A 17,405-nucleotide genomic window follows, 5' to 3' on the forward strand; every position below is an offset into this window, starting at 1 on the left:
GGGTGTGGACAACTGGGGTTCGTTGTGGAGAACTTGCGCGATTTCAATGGAAATCAGACATCTGATTTCCATTGAAATCGCGGGTCAGCGGTTGGTGTCGTTGCGGTGGCGGCGGAGCTCGAGGCGGCGCCAGCTGCGGCGGGGGCCGCTCGGGTGGCTGGAGCGGCGGCGGACCCGGCGCGCCGCGCCCGCCACGCTGCGGCGCAGCGGCGGGCGGAGGCCGATGCGGCGCTGGGTGCGGCGGCGGATCGCGCGCCGCTCGCGCGGCGGGGCGCTCCACGCCTCCGGGTGTTTGGCCAGCCAGTTGTGCCGGTAGATCGCGTACGGCACGTGCAGCAGGTAGAGCGCCATGGCGATGGCCAGCGAGAACAGCGGGAACATGATGATCCCGGCCGCCAGCAGCGCCACCAGCACCAGCAGCGGCGCGACCGCTCGCGGCGGCACCTTGACGGTCTTCAGCGACAGCGTGGGAACCCGGCTGACGGCCAGCGCGGCGACCAGCACCATCCAGATCATCACCACGTTCTGGTCCGCCCACCAGCCTTCGTAGCCGAAGAGCGCGGTGAGGGTGATCGGCAGCAGCGCGAGCAGCCCGGCCGCCGGGGCGGGCACGCCGACGAAGAACTCCTTGGCGTACGGGGGCTGCTCGGCGTCGTCCAGCAGCGTGTTGAACCGCGCGAGGCGCAGCACCATGCACACCGCGAAGATCAGCGCGGCGACCCAGCCGATCCGGTTGTCCTGCAGCTGCCAGGCGTAGAGCGTCAGCGCCGGGGCGACGCCGAAGGACATCGCATCGGACAGCGAGTCCAGCTCGGCACCCATCTTCGACGTGGCGTCGAGCAGGCGGGCGATCCGCCCGTCGAGGCCGTCGAGCACCGCGGCGACCGCGATGGAGGCGATGGCGCCGGGCAGGGCGCCGTTGAGGGCGAACTGGACCGCGGACAGTCCGGCGCACATCGCCAACACGGTGATCGCGTTGGGCAGCAGCCGGACGCCGGGTGTGGTTCGCATGCTCATGAGTTGCCCTGGGGGAGTTCGGCGAGCGCCGTCTCGCCGCCGATGGTGCGCTGGCCCGGCTCCACCAGGATCCGGCTGCCGACGGGCACGTACAGGTCGACCCGGGAACCGAACCGGATCAGTCCGTAGGTGCTGCCCGCGCGCACCTCCTGGCCCTCGTCGACCGAGCAGACGATGCGGCGGGCCACCAGGCCGGCGATCTGCACCACGGCCACCCGGGTGCCGTCCTCGCCGCGGATGACCATCGAGTTGCGCTCGTTGTCCTCGCTGGCCTTGTCCAGGTCGGCGGAGAGGAACTTGCCCGGCCGGTAGGCGATGGTCTCGATCTGACCGGCGAGCGGGATGCGCTGGACGTGCACGTCGAAGATGGTCAGGAACGCGCTGATCCGGACCATCGGCTCGTCGCCGAGGCCGAGCTCGGCGGGCGGCACCGCGGGCTCGATGTGCGAGACGGTGCCGTCGGCGGGCGCCACCGCGAGGCCTTCGCGGCTGGGCGTGGTGCGCTCCGGTTCGCGGAAGAACCACGCGCACCAGGCGGTCAGCACGCCGCCGACCACGCCTGCGGGACGCCACTTGCGGCGCAGCAGGAGAGTCGCGGCGGCGGCGCCGAGCACGAACGGACGTCCGGCCGGGTGCATCGGCGGGATGGTGTCCCTGGCCAGCCCGGCGAGGTGGGCCAGCGGGTTCTTCTTCGGTTCTTTCGCGGTGCTCATCGCGGTGCTACGCCCCTGCTTCGGCGGGTCCATGGTGCGGCCGCGCGGTCGCTGGTCCCGCAGGTGTACGGGGCCGTTGACCGGTGCCGTGGTCGGTACAGCATCGCGGACGGCCCGGGCCAACCGACGCCAGGGGGCGTCGTTGATCAAGAACAGCCTAGCTGACCTGCGCATTTGCGCGCTGAGATGTTACCGCCCATGAGATGCCGCAGTCATCCGGCGAGTGCGGAGAAGCATCAGAGGCCGATCGGCGCCTCCCCGTGGACGCCGAACGGCCCCTGATGTGCGGGTCCGTGCGCCCCCCGACGGCGCACGGACCTCAAGTGTCCGCTTCTCACCGGGCAAGCAGTGGTGGATCGGAGCGGACGTCTAGGAGATGCATGTGGGCGACTGTTCGTTACGCGACTTTCAGTGTAATTGAGGTCACAGAAAGTCCGTAGCCGCTTTCGGAGGACCTATCCGGGCAGTTGCATGACGCGGAGTGATCAACTTGCCGTCGTCGCTCACTCGATAGCGGCAAGGGGTTCCTCGACGTTCATCCGCGCGCCCATCAGCTCCCCGAGCCCCCGGTACGGGTCGTCGTGCTCGACGCCGTCGGCGCTGCTGCGCAGCACCAGCTCCGTTTCCCCGTCCACATCGCGCACCAGGTCGTCGTCCAGTTCGGACACCGCGTATTCGTCGAGGTAGAGCTCCAGCGACAGCGACCAGCCGGCGCGCTCCTGGTCGAGTCGGGCGCTGGCCACGTCGCGGCTGTCCACCCACTGCGCGCCGGAGCGCTCGCGGAGTTCGCCGATCGGCGTCGCCGCCAGCTCTCCGAGCTGCTCCAGCTCCGCCTCGCGGAACCGGGCCAGGGTGCCGGCCAGCAGCCGCTTGGTGGTGCTCGCTGAGCTGGGCAGCAGCACCAGGCCGCGGTCGGTGACCAGCAGGTCGTAGCTGCTGCCCGCGCACTGCACCGGGCTGATGATCCCGGCCAGCTCGGGTTCCGGCTCGGCCGCCGGGCGTCGCGCGTGGTGCAGCGGCACGCCGAGGTTGACCAGCGCCCGGTGCAGGCCGGGGATCAGCCGCGGATCGGCGACCGCCGGGCGCACCAGCCGGTCGGCGTCCAGCGGCTGGCCGTTGGTCAGCCGGACCGGCGACGGGCCGCCCCAGTCCAGCTCGTGGTGGGCGCGGCGCGCGCAGATCAGGGCGTCCACCGCGGTGCAGCCGAGCAGGTCGACCAGGGTGTCCTCGGCGGCCTGGTCGACGAGCTCCGGGCTCAGGCCGGGGTTGAGCACCGGGTTGATCAGGTCGCGGCCCTGGCCGCGGTGGATGGCGGCCAGCACGCCGGCGATGGACGGTTCCACCGGCAGCCCGCTCTGCTCCACCGCGGAGCTCAGCAGCGCTGCCTGCTCGGCGACGTGCGCGGCACCGGCCTGCTGGGCCAGCTCCGGCCACGGCATCCGCTCGCCGAGGCCGTCGACCATCAGCCGGTCTTCCAGCTCCGGCACGCTCTTGCGCGGGCTGCGCAGCATGGCGAATGCGGGGCGCTCGTCGAGTTCGCGATCAGCGGTCTTGAGCCGCTTCATCGCCTCGACGCGGCGGCGGGTGCGGCCGTCGGCCTCCTCTGCGATGGTCTGCTTGGCACGCTCGGCCAGCTTCGGCTTGCGCGTCGGGTGCGACATGAACTTGCGGAAGCCCAGCAGCACGTCCGGCGCGTGGCCGATCGAGGTGGCCATGCTCAGGTAGTCGTCGGAGTACTCGCGCCAGCCGATCTCGACGGCCACCGACTTGCGCAGGGACAGCACGGCGGTGCGGGTCCCGGCTTCCCGGACGGCGACCGCGCCGGCGGCCAACTCCAGGTCGTTACCGGTGGTGGCGGCGATCGCGGTGAACAGCCGCGCGTAGCCGGTGAACAGCCACTTGGTCGGACCGCCGGTGAGACCGGCCGCGGTGCGCTCGACGCTGGCCGAGGTGCGGTGGGCGAGCGCGGTCAGCTTGTTGCGACTGGTCAGGCGACCGATCTCGTGGGCCACCACGGACCGCAGCTCGCTGACGTTGAGCGCCGCCAGCAGCGGCAGACCGAGCTCCAGGTACCGGGCCTTGGTGCGCAGGCCGAGCAGGGCGGTGTGCTCGCGGACCGTGACGGTCGGCTCGGAGGTGATTCGGATCTCGTCGGGTTTCGGCGCCTCGGCCGAGGTGGCGATGGATTCGGCCATCCGCCACAGCTGCGGCTGCTCGGAACGGTCCAGCGCCACCCCGCGGATCTGCGTCCGCGAGCGCAGCACGGCGCGCCAGCCGATCGCGAACAGCGCGCCGACGACCAGCGCCGCAGCGGCGGCTTTCAGCCCGCTGGTGTGGTCGTAGCGGAAGGTGACGGCAGCGATCGCGAGCAGGCCGAGGACCAGCGCGATCGGGGCGACGAAGAAGGCGGTGTGCAGCGCCAGTGCTAGGGCGGCGCGCCAGGGGCCACGCACTTGCAGAACTCCGGAGGGGGTGGGCGGGGGTGGTGGTGCAGTCTTCGCGAACAGTCTGGTTCAGTCAATCCAGCAACATCACGTCCACTGTGGACCCGGCGGCGAGTTCGGTGATCTGCTCGGGGATCTCGAGCAGGCAGTTCGCCTTCGCCAATCCAGCGAGCAGGTGCGAACCGGGCGCGCCCTGCAAGCTCACCGATCCGGTGGCCGGGTCGTACTGGCCGCGCCGGTACTGCCGCCGATCGGTCGGTGCGGTGAGAGATTCGGTCAGCGTCGCTCGGCGCGTCGGCCGCTGCGTGGCCAGGTGTCCGGCGGCGGCGCGCAGCGCGGGGCGCACGAAGATCTCGAACGACACCATCGCGCTGACCGGGTTGCCCGGCAGCGTCACGACGGCCACCTGGTCCCGGTAGCGGCCGCAGCCCTGCGGCATGCCCGGCTGCATCGCGACCTTGGTGAACTCGACGCCGGTCCCGGTCAGCGCGTCCTTGACCACCTCGTACGCGCCGGCGCTCACGCCGCCGGAGGTGATCAGCAGGTCAGTGTTCTCCAGGTGCGGGGCGAGCGCCTGGTGGAAGGCGTCGACGTCGTCGGGCACGAAGCGCAGCAAGGTCGCCTCGCCACCGGCCTCGCGCACCGCGGCGGCGAGCATCAGGCCGTTGGACTCGTAGATCTGGCCGGGCTCCAGCGTCGCGCCAGGCTCGACCAGCTCCGAACCGGTGGACAGCACGAGCACCCGCACCGGGCGGTGCACCGGGAGCTGTCCCGCACCGACCGCCGCGGCCACTCCGAGCTGCGAAGCCGAGAGCGTGGTGCCCGCGGTGAGCACCGTCGCCCCGGCCGTGACGTCCTCACCGGCCCGGCGCACGTGCTGCCCCGGCTGCACCGAGGCGAACATCAGCACCTGCTCGGTGCCGCCGTCGGTGCGCTCCACCGGGATCACCGCGTCGGCACCCGGCGGCATCTGAGCGCCGGTCATGATCCGGTGCGCGGTTCCGGGCTGCAGCGGCGGCACGTCGACCCGACCGGCCGGGATGTCCTCGTGGACCGGCAGCTTCACCGGCTGCTCGGGGGTGGCGCCGACCAGGTCCACCGAGCGCACCGCGTAGCCGTCCATCGCCGAGTTGTCGAACGGCGGCAGCGGGATCGGCGAGGTCAGGTCCTCGGCCAGCGCGTGGCCCAGGCAGTCCGCCAGCGGCGCGACCAGCACCGGGGTCGGCGGCAGCAGCGCCGCGACCTTCGCCTGGTGATCGGCGACCGCGGTCAGGTCGGGGGTTCCGGTTCCGTGCGACACGCCTCGATCATCGGCCATCACCACCCCCGTTGTCGTCACCGGCGTGTGAATCGACACCGGATGCCGCCGTGGCAAACTCCTTCGAGACCGTTCGGGTCGATCTCCCCGGTGCTGCCGGACCTGATGACGTCCGCAGAAACCGCAGTTCAGAACCTCGTGCGCGGCGGGCGGGTCGAGCGGTCCCGAGACAGGAGGTATTCGTGCAGGTTCGGACTCGTCACACGCCGTCGTTCGGGGTGGCCCGGTTGATCCTGGCACCGGGCGAGCCGGTGCAGGTCGAGAGCGGTGCGATGCTCGCGACCAGCTACGGGGTGACCGTCGAAGCCCGCGCCCAGGGCGGCTTCATGAAGTCGCTGGCCCGCGCCGCGCTGGGCGGCGAGTCGTTCTTCATGTCCACCTTCACCGCGCCGCAGCAGGGCGGCTGGGTGGACTTGGCGGCGAACCTGCCCGGCGACCTCAACGTGATCGAGCTCGACGGCCGGGTCGGCTGGTGCGTCACCCGGGGCTGCTGGCTCGCCTCGGCGAGCACGGTGCAGCTGGAGACCCAGTGGGGCGGGTTCCAGAACCTCTTCGGCGGCGAGGGCGGGTTCATGAGCCACGCCGTCGGCCAGGGACCGATGGTGGTCTCCTGCTACGGCGCGCTGGACGTGGTCACCCTGCAGCCCGGCGAGTACGTCACGATCGACACCGGTCACGTGGTGGCATATGCCGACACGGTTCAGAGCCGATTGCGGCAGATGAACCAGGGCATGATGCAGTCCCTCAAGAGCGGTGAAGGTCTGGTCTTCGATTTCGCCGGTCCGGGTCAGGTCCTGACCCAAACCCGCAATCCGCGAGGACTGGTCACCTGGCTCCAGGCGAATGGACTCGGTGCTCGGTCTTGACCGGAACTCACTGGGAAGTGGAACGGGTCCGGCGGCTATTCGAGTGACGGCGAAAGTCAATGCCGAACACCGAAAGGATTGCCCGTTTCACCATCCCGGCCCGCCGAAGCGGGAACGACTCGACTAATCCTTGTCAACAGGAAGAAGGTTGAGCCCTGCTCAGCGGCAGGTGGCTTCCTGTTCTGGCCGCGGCGCAAGCCGCGCACCCATTCCATTAAACGGGGTTCGCTCTGGGCGGAATTGGCTAGTGCAGTTGGGGGAATATTCCGCCGCGATGACGGACGGTGTTCAGTTGTGGCACCCATTCGGCCCAGTGTTTAACGGAAAAGTTGCATTGCCGAACCCGCGACGAGGCCCGAATTCGGGGGTAGTGTGGCCGTTGCTCCAGCGGCGCTCGCGCCGTGCATCACTTTTCATGAGGAGGACGCCGTGGCGGTCGGCACGGTCAAATGGTTCAACTCGGAGAAGGGCTATGGATTCATCGCTGCGGACGGTGGATCTGATGTTTTCGTCCATTACTCCGCCATCAACATGTCGGGCTTCCGCACCCTTTCCGAAGGGGACCGGGTGGAATTCGAGGTCAAGGCGGGGCGCGACGGCCGCACCCAGGCGGACGGCGTCCGCAAGGTCTGACTGAGCTTCATCCGCACGGCCCGGCCCCGCCGCAGGGGCCGGGCCGTTGTGCTGGGTCTCACCAGGTCGGATCACGACCGGCTAGGTCAACCGTGAGACGAGCGTGATCTCCGCCGGTTACGCTGCTCAGCGTGTCGGAAGACCTCACCGGGAAACGCCTCGGCCACTACAAGATCGACGGAGTGCTCGGTCGCGGTGGCATGAGCGTGATGTACCGCGCCACCGATATCCGGCTCGGCCGCAAGGTCGCCCTCAAAGTCATGGGCGAGCACATCACCGGTGATGCCGAGTTCCGCGAGCGATTCGTCGACGAGGCGCGCAACACCTCGGCCATCGACCACGCCAACATCGTGCCGCTGTACGACTTCGGCGAGGTCGACGGCATGCTCTACATCGCGATGCGGCTGGTCGACGGCTCCGACCTGGCCAGCCTGATCAAGGACGGCCCGATCTCGCCCAAGCGCACCCTGGAGCTGCTGGCGCAGATCGCTGAGGCGCTGGACATGCTGGCCGAGCGCGGGCTGGTGCACCTCGACCTGAAGCCGGCCAACGTGCTGGTGACCTCGCGCGAGTCCGTGCACGAGCACGTCTACCTGGCCGACTTCGGCCTGACCCGGCGCGGCGCGACCGGCCACCGCACGGCCAGCGGCGACTTCCTCGGCTCGCCGACCTACGCGGCGCCCGAGCACCTGCGCGGCGAGCCGGTGGACGGCCGCACCGACCAGTACGCGCTGGCCTGCATGCTCTTCGCCTGCCTGACCGGCCGACCGCCGTTCCAGGGCCACGTGCAGGAGGTCATCCAGGGCCACCTCGGCGCCGAGCCGCCGCCCGCCACCTCGCTGATGGTGCTGCCCGGCGGCATCGACGAGGTGCTGCGCCGCGGCATGGCCAAGAACCCCGAACAGCGCTTCAAGACCTGCCAGGAGCTCGTCGCCGCCGCGCGCACCGCGCTCGGGCAGGCCACTGGAGAGGCCCCGCCGCAGCCGCGCCCGGCCGCCCCGGCGCCGATGTCCGGGCCGCAGCCGGTGCAGTACCCGCCGAGCCAGCCGATCCCGGCGCAGGGCTACCGCCCGCCGTACCCGCCGCAGCAGACGCCACATCCGCTGCCGCCGCCGAGCAACGACCCGGTGCGCCTGCGCCCGCCGATGCCCGCCGGTTCGTCGTCGTTCGCGACCAGCTCGGGCAGCTCGGCGAAGTGGATCGTGCCGGTGCTGGTGGGTGTGGCGCTGGTCGTCATCGTGGTCGTCTTCGTTGTGATGGCCAACTCCATGGGCGGCTCCAGCAGCACCACGGACACCAGCCCGACCAGCTCGGAATCCTCGTCGTACAACAACAACGACCTGCCCACGACGGTCCCCACAGGCGACTGAGTCTCAGGTGAGTCGCTTGCACTCGCCTGGGGAGAGTGCTAAACACGGTATTGGCACTCACCAAGGTTGAGTGCCAGGTCGGGACGGTGAGGTCGTTCCGGCGGTACCACCAGACGGTATCGCCGCACGGTCGTCCGTCGCGGGCACCGAGCCTGGCCGAGCAGAGTCTTGCCGTGGGGTGCGTACCCACCGCCGCGGCGTCCAGACAGGTGGAGGACCACACCGCAATGGCCAAGATGATCGCGTTCGACGAGGACGCCCGCCGCGGTCTTGAGCGCGGCATGAACACCCTCGCCGACGCCGTCAAGGTGACGCTCGGCCCGAAGGGCCGCAACGTTGTGCTCGAGAAGAAGTGGGGCGCACCCACCATCACCAACGACGGCGTCTCCATCGCCAAGGAGATCGAGCTCGAGGACCCGTGGGAGAAGATCGGGGCCGAGCTGGTCAAGGAGGTGGCGAAGAAGACCGATGACGTCGCGGGTGACGGCACCACCACCGCCACCGTGCTGGCCCAGGCCCTGGTTCGCGAGGGTCTGCGCAACGTCGCGGCCGGCGCCAACCCGATCGCCCTGAAGCGGGGCATCGAGAAGGCCACCGAGGCGATCGCCGAGCAGCTGCTCAAGAACGCCAAGGAGATCGAGACCAAGGACCAGATCGCGGCCACCGCGGCGATCTCGGCTGGCGACCGCCAGATCGGTGAGCTGATCGCCGAGGCCATGGACAAGGTCGGCAAGGAAGGCGTCATCACCGTCGAGGAGAGCAACACCTTCGGGCTCGAACTCGAGCTCACCGAGGGCATGCGCTTCGACAAGGGCTACATCTCGCCCTACTTCGTGACCGACTCGGAGCGGATGGAGGCGGTCCTGGAGGACCCGTACATCCTGCTGCTGAGCGGCAAGGTCTCGAACGTCAAGGACCTGCTCCCGCTGCTGGAGAAGGTCATGCAGGCCAACAAGCCGCTGCTGATCATCTCCGAGGACGTCGAGGGCGAGGCGCTGGCCACCCTGGTCGTCAACAAGATCCGCGGCACCTTCAAGTCCGTCGCCGTCAAGGCGCCGGGCTTCGGCGACCGCCGCAAGGCGATGCTGCAGGACATGGCGATCCTGACCGGCGGCCAGGTCATCAGCGAAGAGGTCGGCCTCAAGCTGGACACCGCCGACCTGAACCTGCTGGGCCGCGCCCGCAAGATCGTCGTGACCAAGGACGAGACCACCATCGTCGAGGGCTCCGGTGACGACGAGCAGATCGCCGGCCGGGTCAACGAGATCCGCGCCGAGATCGAGCGCTCGGACTCCGACTACGACCGCGAGAAGCTGCAGGAGCGCCTGGCCAAGCTGGCCGGCGGCGTGGCCGTCATCAAGGCGGGCGCGGCGACCGAGGTCGAGCTCAAGGAGCGCAAGCACCGCATCGAGGACGCAGTCCGCAACGCCAAGGCCGCGGTCGAGGAGGGCATCGTCGCCGGTGGCGGCGTCGCGCTGCTGCAGGCCGCGCAGGCTGCCTTCGACGGCCTCAAGCTCGAGGGCGACGAGGCGACCGGTGCCAAGAGCGTGAAGATCGCTGTTGAGGCTCCGCTGAAGCAGATCGCCATCAACGCCGGCCTCGAGGGTGGCGTTGTCGCGGAGAAGGTCAAGAACCTGACCTCGGGCCACGGCCTGAACGCCGCGACCGGCGAGTACGAGGACCTGGTCCAGGCCGGTGTCCTGGACCCGGCGAAGGTCACCCGTTCGGCGCTGCAGAACGCCGCTTCCATCGCCGCACTGTTCCTGACCACCGAAGCCGTGGTCGCGGACAAGCCGGAGAAGGAGGCTGCGGGCGCAGGTGCCGCTGCCGACCCGATGGGCGGCATGGGCGGCATGATGTAAGTCCTGCCCCTGGCAACGAAGGGCCGTCCCCACTCGGGGGCGGCCCTTCGCCATGTCCGGGGTCAGTTCGAGTTTTAGGCAAAACTGACCGCCACCTGGCCGGGCTGAGAGCCTGTTTTTGATCCTTTGCTTTTGATGCGCCGCCAGGCACATAGCCCACCCTCGCAACCGGCACCGCCGCGGGTTCTCAGCGTTCGTCTGGCGAGGACGGCCCAGCCGCCGTGTATTGGCATACATAAGGCTGGGCACCCGCAGTCCAGGCGGGCGCTGAGGTTCCGCTACCCGCACCGCCACGCAAAACGAGTTTAAAAAACAGGTTCTGAGGTCGCCGGGCGTCGCGGTTACGGTGCTGGGGTGGGTGCTTTGCTGGAAGTCATTGCGCTGGACGCCGCTGATGTCGAGGTGGCGCAGGCCGGCGGTGCGGATCGGGTTGAGCTGTGCCGGGATCTAGACGCCGATGGGCTGACTCCTGAGCTCGCGACCGTGCGCAGCGTGCTGGCGGTTGCCGATGTCCCGGTGCGCGTGATGGTGCGTGATCAGGCGGGTTTCGGGGCTGACGTCGACGCGCTGCGGCGGCAGGTCGGTGAGCTGCTGGATGCTGGGGCGCGGGAGTTCGTGCTCGGGTTTCTGGACGAGCACGGGCAGGTCGACGTGGGCGCTACGCGCGCGGTGGTCACTGAGCTGGCTGGTTGTCCTTGGACCTTTCACCGGGCCGTGGACCACGCTGCTCAGTACCGGTTGGCCTGGAACCAGGCGGTCGCGCTCGGACCGAGCACCATCCTGACCGCTGGCGATCCCGACGGAGTCGATGAGGGCCTTTCCAACCTGCGAGAACGTGCTGAAACGCAGGACATCGACGAGGTCGAGCTGCTCGTCGGCGGAGGCCTCCGGCAGGAGCACGTCCCGGTCCTGCAGGCAGCGGGAGTCCGCGCCTTCCACATCGGCAGCGGCGCTCGGATGTCCGGCTCCGTCTTCGCCGACCGCGTCCGCGCCTGGCGAGAACTCCTGGACTCCTGAGTGGTGGGGGCGCGACCGGGTGCGGACTTGCCGCGCCCCCACCTTCATCAACGCCGCCAGCTCCCCCTTGCTGCGGCGTACCGAGAAGATCATTTCTCGTCGTGCGCGTGGCGCGGTAGTGGAACCGCAGTGGAATTCCTGCCGGATCGGTTGGATCGGGGGTGGATCCGGGCGTCACAGCTGCGCGTACCACTCCCGCAGCTCGTCGCGGCCCGAGACGTCGACCGTGGCGTAGATCTTGGTCAGCGATTTGGCGACGGTGTTCTCGACGCGGTCCAGCCTCGCGGCGATCTGCACGTTCGACAGCCCCTGCGCGACCAGCCGCACAATGTCCCGCTCGCGCTCGGTCAGCTGTGCCCATCCTGGCCACAGCAGCTCGGCAGTCGCCAGGCGGCAGTCGCGTCCTCGCTGGTAGGCGGGGTTGTAGATCTCGGCGTAGGTGGTTTCGCCGAGGTGCTGGCGGGCGACGTTCTGCGCGCGACCCACCGTCTCCCACAGCCCCCGCATCCCGTGCATCGCGACACCGGTGCTGTGCGTCATCCCGTCGAGCAGGCCTGATCGCTCGGCCACCAGACGGTGATCACCGGTCGCACCGGCGAGCCCTGAGGCAACCCAAGTCCAGCCGGCCGGGCCCCACCGGTCATCGAGTCCTCGCTGCACGGGGAGCGCCGCGTGCAGCAGAGATTCCGCTTCGATCCGGGCAGCGGGGTCGTGGGGCCGGTGCAGCACCAAGTACGCCGCTCTCGCCCACTGCGACCACGTGATGTGCCAGGTCGCCTGGCTGGCCTGGGCGTCTGCCAGGAACTCGGCGGTGACGGCGTCGGCGATCTCCTCCTCGCCGGTGATCGCGGCGCCGAAGGACCGGAACATCGCCAGCAGGCCCATGTCGCTGCGGAACTCGGGTTGCGCGAAAACCGGGCTGGTGCAGAGCTTTTCCATCGCCGCCATGCTCTCGGCGGGGTCGACGGAGTCGCGGTGTCCCAGCGAAATCGCGATCGCTTCAGCGAGAACGGGCAGGGGCAGGGCTGCTCCGAGCTCGTCGGTGAGCGCCTGTGCCTCGGACAGGAACTTGTCGGCGGTGTCCTTGTCACCGCGGCAGACCGCGAGGACGGACACCGCCGCCAACGCCATGGCCCGCAGTTCGTCTCGCTCGGTGTAGGCGGTCAGCAGCCGTTCGAAGTGCTCCTGGGTTTCCGGCTGCCTGCCGGACAGGAACGGCACGCGCGTGCGGACGATGTGCAGCAACAACTCGATCCCGGCGGCGCTTTGGCCCCGCCGCGCGCACCAGGCGATCGCGCTGTGCGCGTCGTCCTGCAGGTCGCGGCAGAGCGTGAGCCAGTGCGCCTCGTCCGGACCCAACCACTGCTGCGCGGCTTCGCGGTAGGTGCGCAGGAGCCAGTTGTAGTGGCGTTGCCGGACTTCCTCGGCTTCGCCGGCCTGCGCGGCGCGGGAATCGCCGTGCTGGCGGATGGGCTCCAGCAGCCGGTAGCGGGAGTGCCCGTCCCGAGGCGATTCCACCGTCACGATGGACTGCCACTTCAGGGCGCCGAGAACGCGCGCGACGGCGGATTCGGGCAGGTCCTCGAACCCGCACACCGCTTCCGCGGCCTCCAGCGTGAAGCCGCCCGCGAACACGCTGAGGCGCTGCCACAACGTCCGTTCCTGCGGCGTGCACAGCTCCCAGGACAGCTCCATGACCTGGTGGAACGACCGGTGGGATCGGTCGGCGTCGGTGTCCTGCTGCTGGCGGTCGGTGGGGCGATCGGCGTGCAGGAGCGTGGCCAACCGGCGCTCGACGTCGCTGGGGGACAGGTTCGAGGAGGCGACCGCGAGGATCTCGATCGCGAGGGGGAGGTTGTCGCCTGCCCTGCACAGGCGCGTGATCTCGGCTTCGTGCTCGGCAACGGGGAAGTCGCCGCGGACGTCGAGCAGCCGGTCCTCGAACAGCTCCTTCGCGGCGCTCGCTGCCAGCGGTGTGAGCGGGTTGAGGTGCTCCCCTCCCAGCGCCAGGCCGTGGCGGGAGGTGGCCAGCACGGTGACCCCGGGTTCGGTGAGCAGGGTTTGGAGCAGGTCCCGGACCGCGCTGAGGAGGTGCTCGCAGTTGTCGAGCACGATCAGCAGATCCTTCCCCGCCACCTCGTCCATCAGGACCTGCACGGGCTCCCGGGTGGCGACGTGCGTGCTGCCGAGCGCGGCGGCCAGGCGCCGGGGCAGTTGGTGGTCCTCGCCGAACGGCCGGAGATCCATCCACACGACACCATCGCGCCAGGTCCCGTCCGCGTGGGCAGCGTGCGCGATCTCCAGCGCCAGGCGGGTCTTGCCGACGCCGCCCGGCCCAGTCAACGTGACCAGGCGCTTCTTTGCCAGCAGGTCGCGCAACTGCGTGAACTCGGTGTCCCGCCCGATGAACGCGTTGATGTTGATCGGCAGCGCCATTCGTCCCCCTAGACCCCGAATTCGGCCGCGTCGATGGTAATCGCGAGCTGGTGTCGTCCGGGGCTCACGACTCTGGCGGTGTTGCGGAGCCGACTGGACGACGATGATCGGCGGAAGTGGTTCGGGCTGGGGAAGGGGCAGGATGGGGCACGCTTTCGACGCCATCACCGTTGACGAGCTGCGCGCCCGTGGTGGTTTGAAGTGGACGTTGCATCCGGACGCGCTCGGTGCTTTCGTCGCGGAGATGGACTTCCCCGCCGCGCCGCCGGTCATGCGGGCGGTGCGTTCCGCGGTGGAGGCGATGAACTTCGGCTACACGCCGCCGCGGCTGACCGATGAGATGACGCGGGCCTGCGCCGACTGGCAGGCGCGGCGGCACGGCTGGCAGGTGGATCCCGAGTGGATCACCGCGATTCCTGACGTGCACCGGGCCTTGGCCATCGCGGTGAACCACTTCTCCCGGCCCGGCAGCGCGGTGATCATGCCGACGCCCGGTTACATGCCGTTCCTGGACGTGCCTGGCGAGCTCGGCCGCGAGGTCATCGCGGTGCCGATGGTTCGCGACGGCGCGCGGTTCGTCCTCGACCTGGACGCGTTGGACGCGGCGTTCCGGGCCGGTGGCCACCTGCTGGTGCTGTGCAACCCGCACAATCCGCTCGGCCGGGTGTTCACGCCGGAGGAGCTGGCCGCGGTCTGCGAGGTGGTGGACCGGCACGGCGGCCGGGTGTTCGCCGACGAGATCCACGCTCCGCTGGTCTACCCCGGGCACCAGCACGTTCCCTACGCGTCGCTGTCGGAGACCGCTGCCGGGCACGCGGTGACCGCCACCGCGGCGACCAAGGCGTGGAACGTGCCCGGGTTGAAGTGCGCCCAGTTCATCGTGAGCAACGACGCGGACGCTGCGACCTTGGCTGCTGCGGGCGACCTCGCGGTGCTCGGAGCGGGTACGCACGGCGTGCTCGCCACCACCGCCGCCTACGCCGAGGGCGAGCCGTGGCTGGCCGAGGTGATCGACTACCTCGACGGCAATAGGCACGCAGTGGCGGAACTGCTCGCTGAGCACCTGCCCGAGGTCGGCTACCTCGTGCCGGAGGGCACCTACCTGGGCTGGCTGGACTTCCGCGCGCTCGACCTCGGCGATCACCCGGCCGAGTTCTTCCTGGCGAAGGCGCGGATCGCGCTCACCGATGGAGCGGCGTGCGGTGTGGAGGGGCGCGGTCACGCGCGGCTGACGTTCGCCACGCCTCGACCGGTCCTGGAGCAGATCATCACCGGGCTGGCCGAGGCGGTGCACGCCTGATGCTGTGAAGGGTCCCGACACACCGGGGCGTGTTGGGAAATGACGGGAAGCGCCGGGTCAGGCGCGCACCTTAGGGGCTTCCGGCGGGGTCGGGGTGCACCCTGCCAGCGATCGAGACCGCGATGTGATCTCCTTGATTCCGTTCGGAGTCCAGGCGAGGTAGGGGTCATGTTCGGTCGAAATGCCCGGTCGCGTTCCATCGCGGTCGCAACGCTGATGTGCGCCGTGCTGGCGGGTTGCACCAACGCCCCGCAGCCACCGCAGCAGGGCGCGCCGGCGACGGCGGAGTCGCTGCCCGGGACCGGGGTGCCGCAGGTGACGCCGCAGCCGAAGGAGATCCGGCGGATCGGCGACGACATCGCCGTGCGGGACAAGGTCGAGCTGGTGGTCGACGAGTTGGTTGACAAGCCCACCCGCGACCTGGCCACCCAGGTGCTGAAGATGGCCGGGGCGAGCGAGGTCGTGGTGCGCGAGCCGGGGCAGGAGCCCGCGAGCGACGCTGCGCTGCGCATCCAGATCGGCGGCCGGAGCTCGCAGGCCGTGGCGGAGGGTCTGCGCGCCCTGGACTTCGACGCTCCGGAGAAGGTGCCAGCCGAGGGTTACGTGCTGGCTGGGCGCGGCGGTACGGACCCGGCCATGGTCATCGGCGCTTCCGACGCGGCGGGCGCGTACTACGGCGTGCAGACGCTGCGCCAGCTCGCCTCGCCAGGTCGGCTCGCCGGTGTCGGCATCTCCGACCACCCGGACATGCCGGTGCGCGGCAGCGTCGAGGGCTTCTACGGTCCACCGTGGACGCACCAGCAGCGCATGGACCAGCTGGCCTTCTACGGCGACGTCAAGTTCAACACCTACATCTACGCGCCCAAGGACGACCCGTACCACCGGGAGAAGTGGCGCGAGCCGTACCCGGCGGACGAGTTCGCCTCGGTGCAGCAGCTGATCGGGCAGGCCGCCGCGCACCACGTGAAGTTCACCTTCGCGCTCTCACCGGGTGTTTCGATCTGCTACACCGACGAGTCGGACTTCCGGGCGCTGGTGGCCAAGCTGCAGGCCGTCTACGACGCCGGCGTGCGGGACTTCTCCGTGCCGCTGGACGACATCACCTACACGCGGTGGAACTGCGACGGCGACCAGTCCAAGTACGGCAGCCCGTCGCAGGGCGCGGCCGGTCAGGCGCAGGCGGATCTGCTCAACCGCGTGCAGCACGAGTTCGTCGACACCCACCCCGGGGTGGCGCCGCTGCAGTTCGTGCCGACCGAGTACTCCGACGTGGAGGACTCGCCGTACAAGACAGCGATCCGCGAGGCGCTGGACCCGCGGGTGCTGACGATGTGGACCGGGGATGGCGTGATTCCGCGCCAGATCACGGTTTCCGATGCGCAGCAGGCCGAAAAGGTCTGGGGCCGCAAGCTCTTCCTGTGGGACAACTACCCGGTCAACGACTTCGACGGCTCGGTCGGCCGCGTGCTGCTCGGCACGTACGAGAAGCGCGAGCCAGGGCTGAACCAGCAGCTCACCGGCGGCGTGGTGAACCCGATGAACTTGGCTGCGGCGAGCAAGGTCGTGGAGTTCGGGGCGGCCGATTTCTACTGGAACGACAAGGATTTCGACGCGCAGCGGGCCTGGAAGGCAGCGGCTGACTACCTGGCGGGCCAGCGCGCGGCGGGTGAGAACCCAGCCCTGGTCGCCGACCCGGCGACCGCGGATGCGCTGCTGGTGTTCTTCGACCTGGAGCACATGGGGCCGCTGCCCAGCGGGCGCGCGTGGCTGCCGCAGGCGCCGGAACTGTCCCGCCGCATCGAGCAGTTCCAGGCGGCGTGGGGCAGCGGCGACCGCGCGAAGGCGGTGCGCGAGCTGCGCGACTACGCGCAGGCGATCGCCGACGCACCTGGCCGCATCAAGCAGGGAGCGCCGAAGGACTTCGTCTCGGACGTCGAACCCTGGCTGACCGCCACCGGGCTCTGGGGCCAGGCGATGGTGGCCTCGCTCGACGGGTTGCAGGCGCGGGTGGACGGCGACGAGTCGGCCGCGACCGGGCACTTCGCCGAGGCCAAGCAGTTCGCCTCGCGCGCCGGGCAGATCCGGACCGTGCCGGGCAAGGTCCGTCCCCAGGGGACGGTCTACGTGGGCGACGGTGTGCTGGACACCTTCGTCGAACAGGCGCCAGGCCTGCGCTGATCACTCCTCCGGGACGACCAGCCAGCAGGCCAGGTAGAGGATGGTGCCCGCGCCGAAGCCGAACAGCGTCGCGGCGATGAGCCCCACCCGGACCAGGACGGGGTCCACGCCGAGAGCCTTGGCGGCTCCGCCGCACAGCCCGGCGATCATCCGCTCGTCGCGGCTGCGCCGGAACTTCTTGCTCGAGGTGTCGGCGTTCGCGGCGGTGATGCTGGGGATCTCTTCGGGCATACCGAGATCCTGCGCCGCGA

Annotated in this window: 13 protein-coding genes; 7 read left to right on the forward strand and 6 right to left on the reverse strand. The window is 69.9% G+C overall.

Annotated features, from left to right (window positions below):
• Positions 1-84: 84 nt before the first annotated feature.
• From pssA to moeA, 4 genes are all read right to left on the reverse strand, one after another.
• Positions 85-1,017: a CDP-diacylglycerol--serine O-phosphatidyltransferase gene (gene pssA, locus ACWCO2_RS09225; RefSeq protein ID WP_450127207.1), complete on the reverse strand. Its 933-nt coding sequence runs from the start codon at positions 1,015-1,017 to the stop codon at positions 85-87.
• Complete coding sequence (locus ACWCO2_RS09230) at positions 1,014-1,730, reverse strand: phosphatidylserine decarboxylase (protein WP_450127279.1); 717 nt, start codon at positions 1,728-1,730, stop codon at positions 1,014-1,016. The genes pssA and ACWCO2_RS09230 overlap by 4 nt, the downstream gene beginning before the upstream one ends.
• A gap of 503 nt (positions 1,731-2,233) precedes the next feature.
• Positions 2,234-4,183 (reverse strand): M48 family metallopeptidase, encoded by a 1,950-nt coding sequence (locus tag ACWCO2_RS09235; protein WP_450127208.1) that lies wholly within the window; start codon positions 4,181-4,183, stop codon positions 2,234-2,236.
• Positions 4,184-4,247: 64 nt separating this feature from the next.
• Positions 4,248-5,492 carry a molybdopterin molybdotransferase MoeA gene (moeA, locus tag ACWCO2_RS09240; RefSeq protein WP_450127280.1) on the reverse strand — a complete coding sequence of 415 codons (1,245 nt, stop codon included), beginning with the start codon at positions 5,490-5,492 and terminating at the stop codon, positions 4,248-4,250.
• A gap of 182 nt (positions 5,493-5,674) precedes the next feature.
• On the opposite strand from moeA, the gene ACWCO2_RS09245 reads away from it, so the two are divergent.
• From ACWCO2_RS09245 to ACWCO2_RS09265, 5 genes are all read left to right on the forward strand, one after another.
• Entirely contained in the window at positions 5,675-6,358 is a 684-nt protein-coding gene (locus ACWCO2_RS09245; protein WP_450127209.1) for a TIGR00266 family protein, read from the forward strand.
• A gap of 429 nt (positions 6,359-6,787) precedes the next feature.
• Positions 6,788-6,991 carry a cold-shock protein gene (locus ACWCO2_RS09250; RefSeq protein WP_270952855.1) on the forward strand — a complete coding sequence of 68 codons (204 nt, stop codon included), beginning with the start codon at positions 6,788-6,790 and terminating at the stop codon, positions 6,989-6,991.
• Between the two features lie 131 nt (positions 6,992-7,122).
• Positions 7,123-8,361, forward strand: a complete 1,239-nt coding sequence (locus ACWCO2_RS09255; RefSeq protein ID WP_450127210.1) for a protein kinase domain-containing protein — start codon at positions 7,123-7,125, stop codon at positions 8,359-8,361.
• Positions 8,362-8,588: 227 nt separating this feature from the next.
• Entirely contained in the window at positions 8,589-10,223 is a 1,635-nt protein-coding gene (groL, locus tag ACWCO2_RS09260) for a chaperonin GroEL (RefSeq protein WP_450127211.1), read from the forward strand.
• A 354-nt stretch (positions 10,224-10,577) separates the two neighbouring features.
• Positions 10,578-11,240 (forward strand): copper homeostasis protein CutC, encoded by a 663-nt coding sequence (locus ACWCO2_RS09265; protein ID WP_450127212.1) that lies wholly within the window; start codon positions 10,578-10,580, stop codon positions 11,238-11,240.
• A gap of 174 nt (positions 11,241-11,414) precedes the next feature.
• Here ACWCO2_RS09265 and ACWCO2_RS09270 read toward each other — a convergent pair whose 3' ends face one another.
• On the reverse strand, positions 11,415-13,676 hold the full coding sequence (locus tag ACWCO2_RS09270; protein WP_450127213.1) for an ATP-binding protein: 2,262 nt from the start codon (positions 13,674-13,676) through the stop codon (positions 11,415-11,417).
• A 142-nt stretch (positions 13,677-13,818) separates the two neighbouring features.
• On the opposite strand from ACWCO2_RS09270, the gene ACWCO2_RS09275 reads away from it, so the two are divergent.
• Together ACWCO2_RS09275 and ACWCO2_RS09280 are read left to right on the forward strand one after the other, a co-directional pair.
• Positions 13,819-14,976, forward strand: a complete 1,158-nt coding sequence (locus ACWCO2_RS09275) for a MalY/PatB family protein (protein ID WP_450127214.1) — start codon at positions 13,819-13,821, stop codon at positions 14,974-14,976.
• Between the two features lie 168 nt (positions 14,977-15,144).
• Complete coding sequence (locus ACWCO2_RS09280; protein ID WP_450127215.1) at positions 15,145-17,154, forward strand: beta-N-acetylhexosaminidase family protein; 2,010 nt, start codon at positions 15,145-15,147, stop codon at positions 17,152-17,154.
• On the opposite strand, the gene ACWCO2_RS09285 is transcribed toward ACWCO2_RS09280, so the two are convergent.
• Positions 17,155-17,385: a PspC domain-containing protein gene (locus ACWCO2_RS09285; protein WP_450127216.1), complete on the reverse strand. Its 231-nt coding sequence runs from the start codon at positions 17,383-17,385 to the stop codon at positions 17,155-17,157.
• Between the last annotated feature and the right edge of the window lie 20 nt (positions 17,386-17,405).

This window comes from Saccharopolyspora sp. NPDC002376 (assembly GCF_053593195.1).

Bases quoted from the DNA above. Each gene is read 5' to 3' on its own strand.
- pssA (WP_450127207.1), bottom strand. From the start codon at position 1,017: ATGAGCATGCGAACCACACCCGGCGTCCGGCTGCTGCCCAACGCGATC.
- ACWCO2_RS09270 (WP_450127213.1), bottom strand. From the start codon at position 13,676: ATGGCGCTGCCGATCAACATCAACGCGTTCATCGGGCGGGACACCGAG.
- ACWCO2_RS09280 (WP_450127215.1), top strand. From the start codon at position 15,145: ATGTTCGGTCGAAATGCCCGGTCGCGTTCCATCGCGGTCGCAACGCTG.
- groL (WP_450127211.1), top strand. From the start codon at position 8,589: ATGGCCAAGATGATCGCGTTCGACGAGGACGCCCGCCGCGGTCTTGAG.
- moeA (WP_450127280.1), bottom strand. From the start codon at position 5,492: ATGGCCGATGATCGAGGCGTGTCGCACGGAACCGGAACCCCCGACCTG.
- ACWCO2_RS09275 (WP_450127214.1), top strand. From the start codon at position 13,819: ATGGGGCACGCTTTCGACGCCATCACCGTTGACGAGCTGCGCGCCCGT.
- ACWCO2_RS09285 (WP_450127216.1), bottom strand. From the start codon at position 17,385: ATGCCCGAAGAGATCCCCAGCATCACCGCCGCGAACGCCGACACCTCG.
- ACWCO2_RS09230 (WP_450127279.1), bottom strand. From the start codon at position 1,730: ATGAGCACCGCGAAAGAACCGAAGAAGAACCCGCTGGCCCACCTCGCC.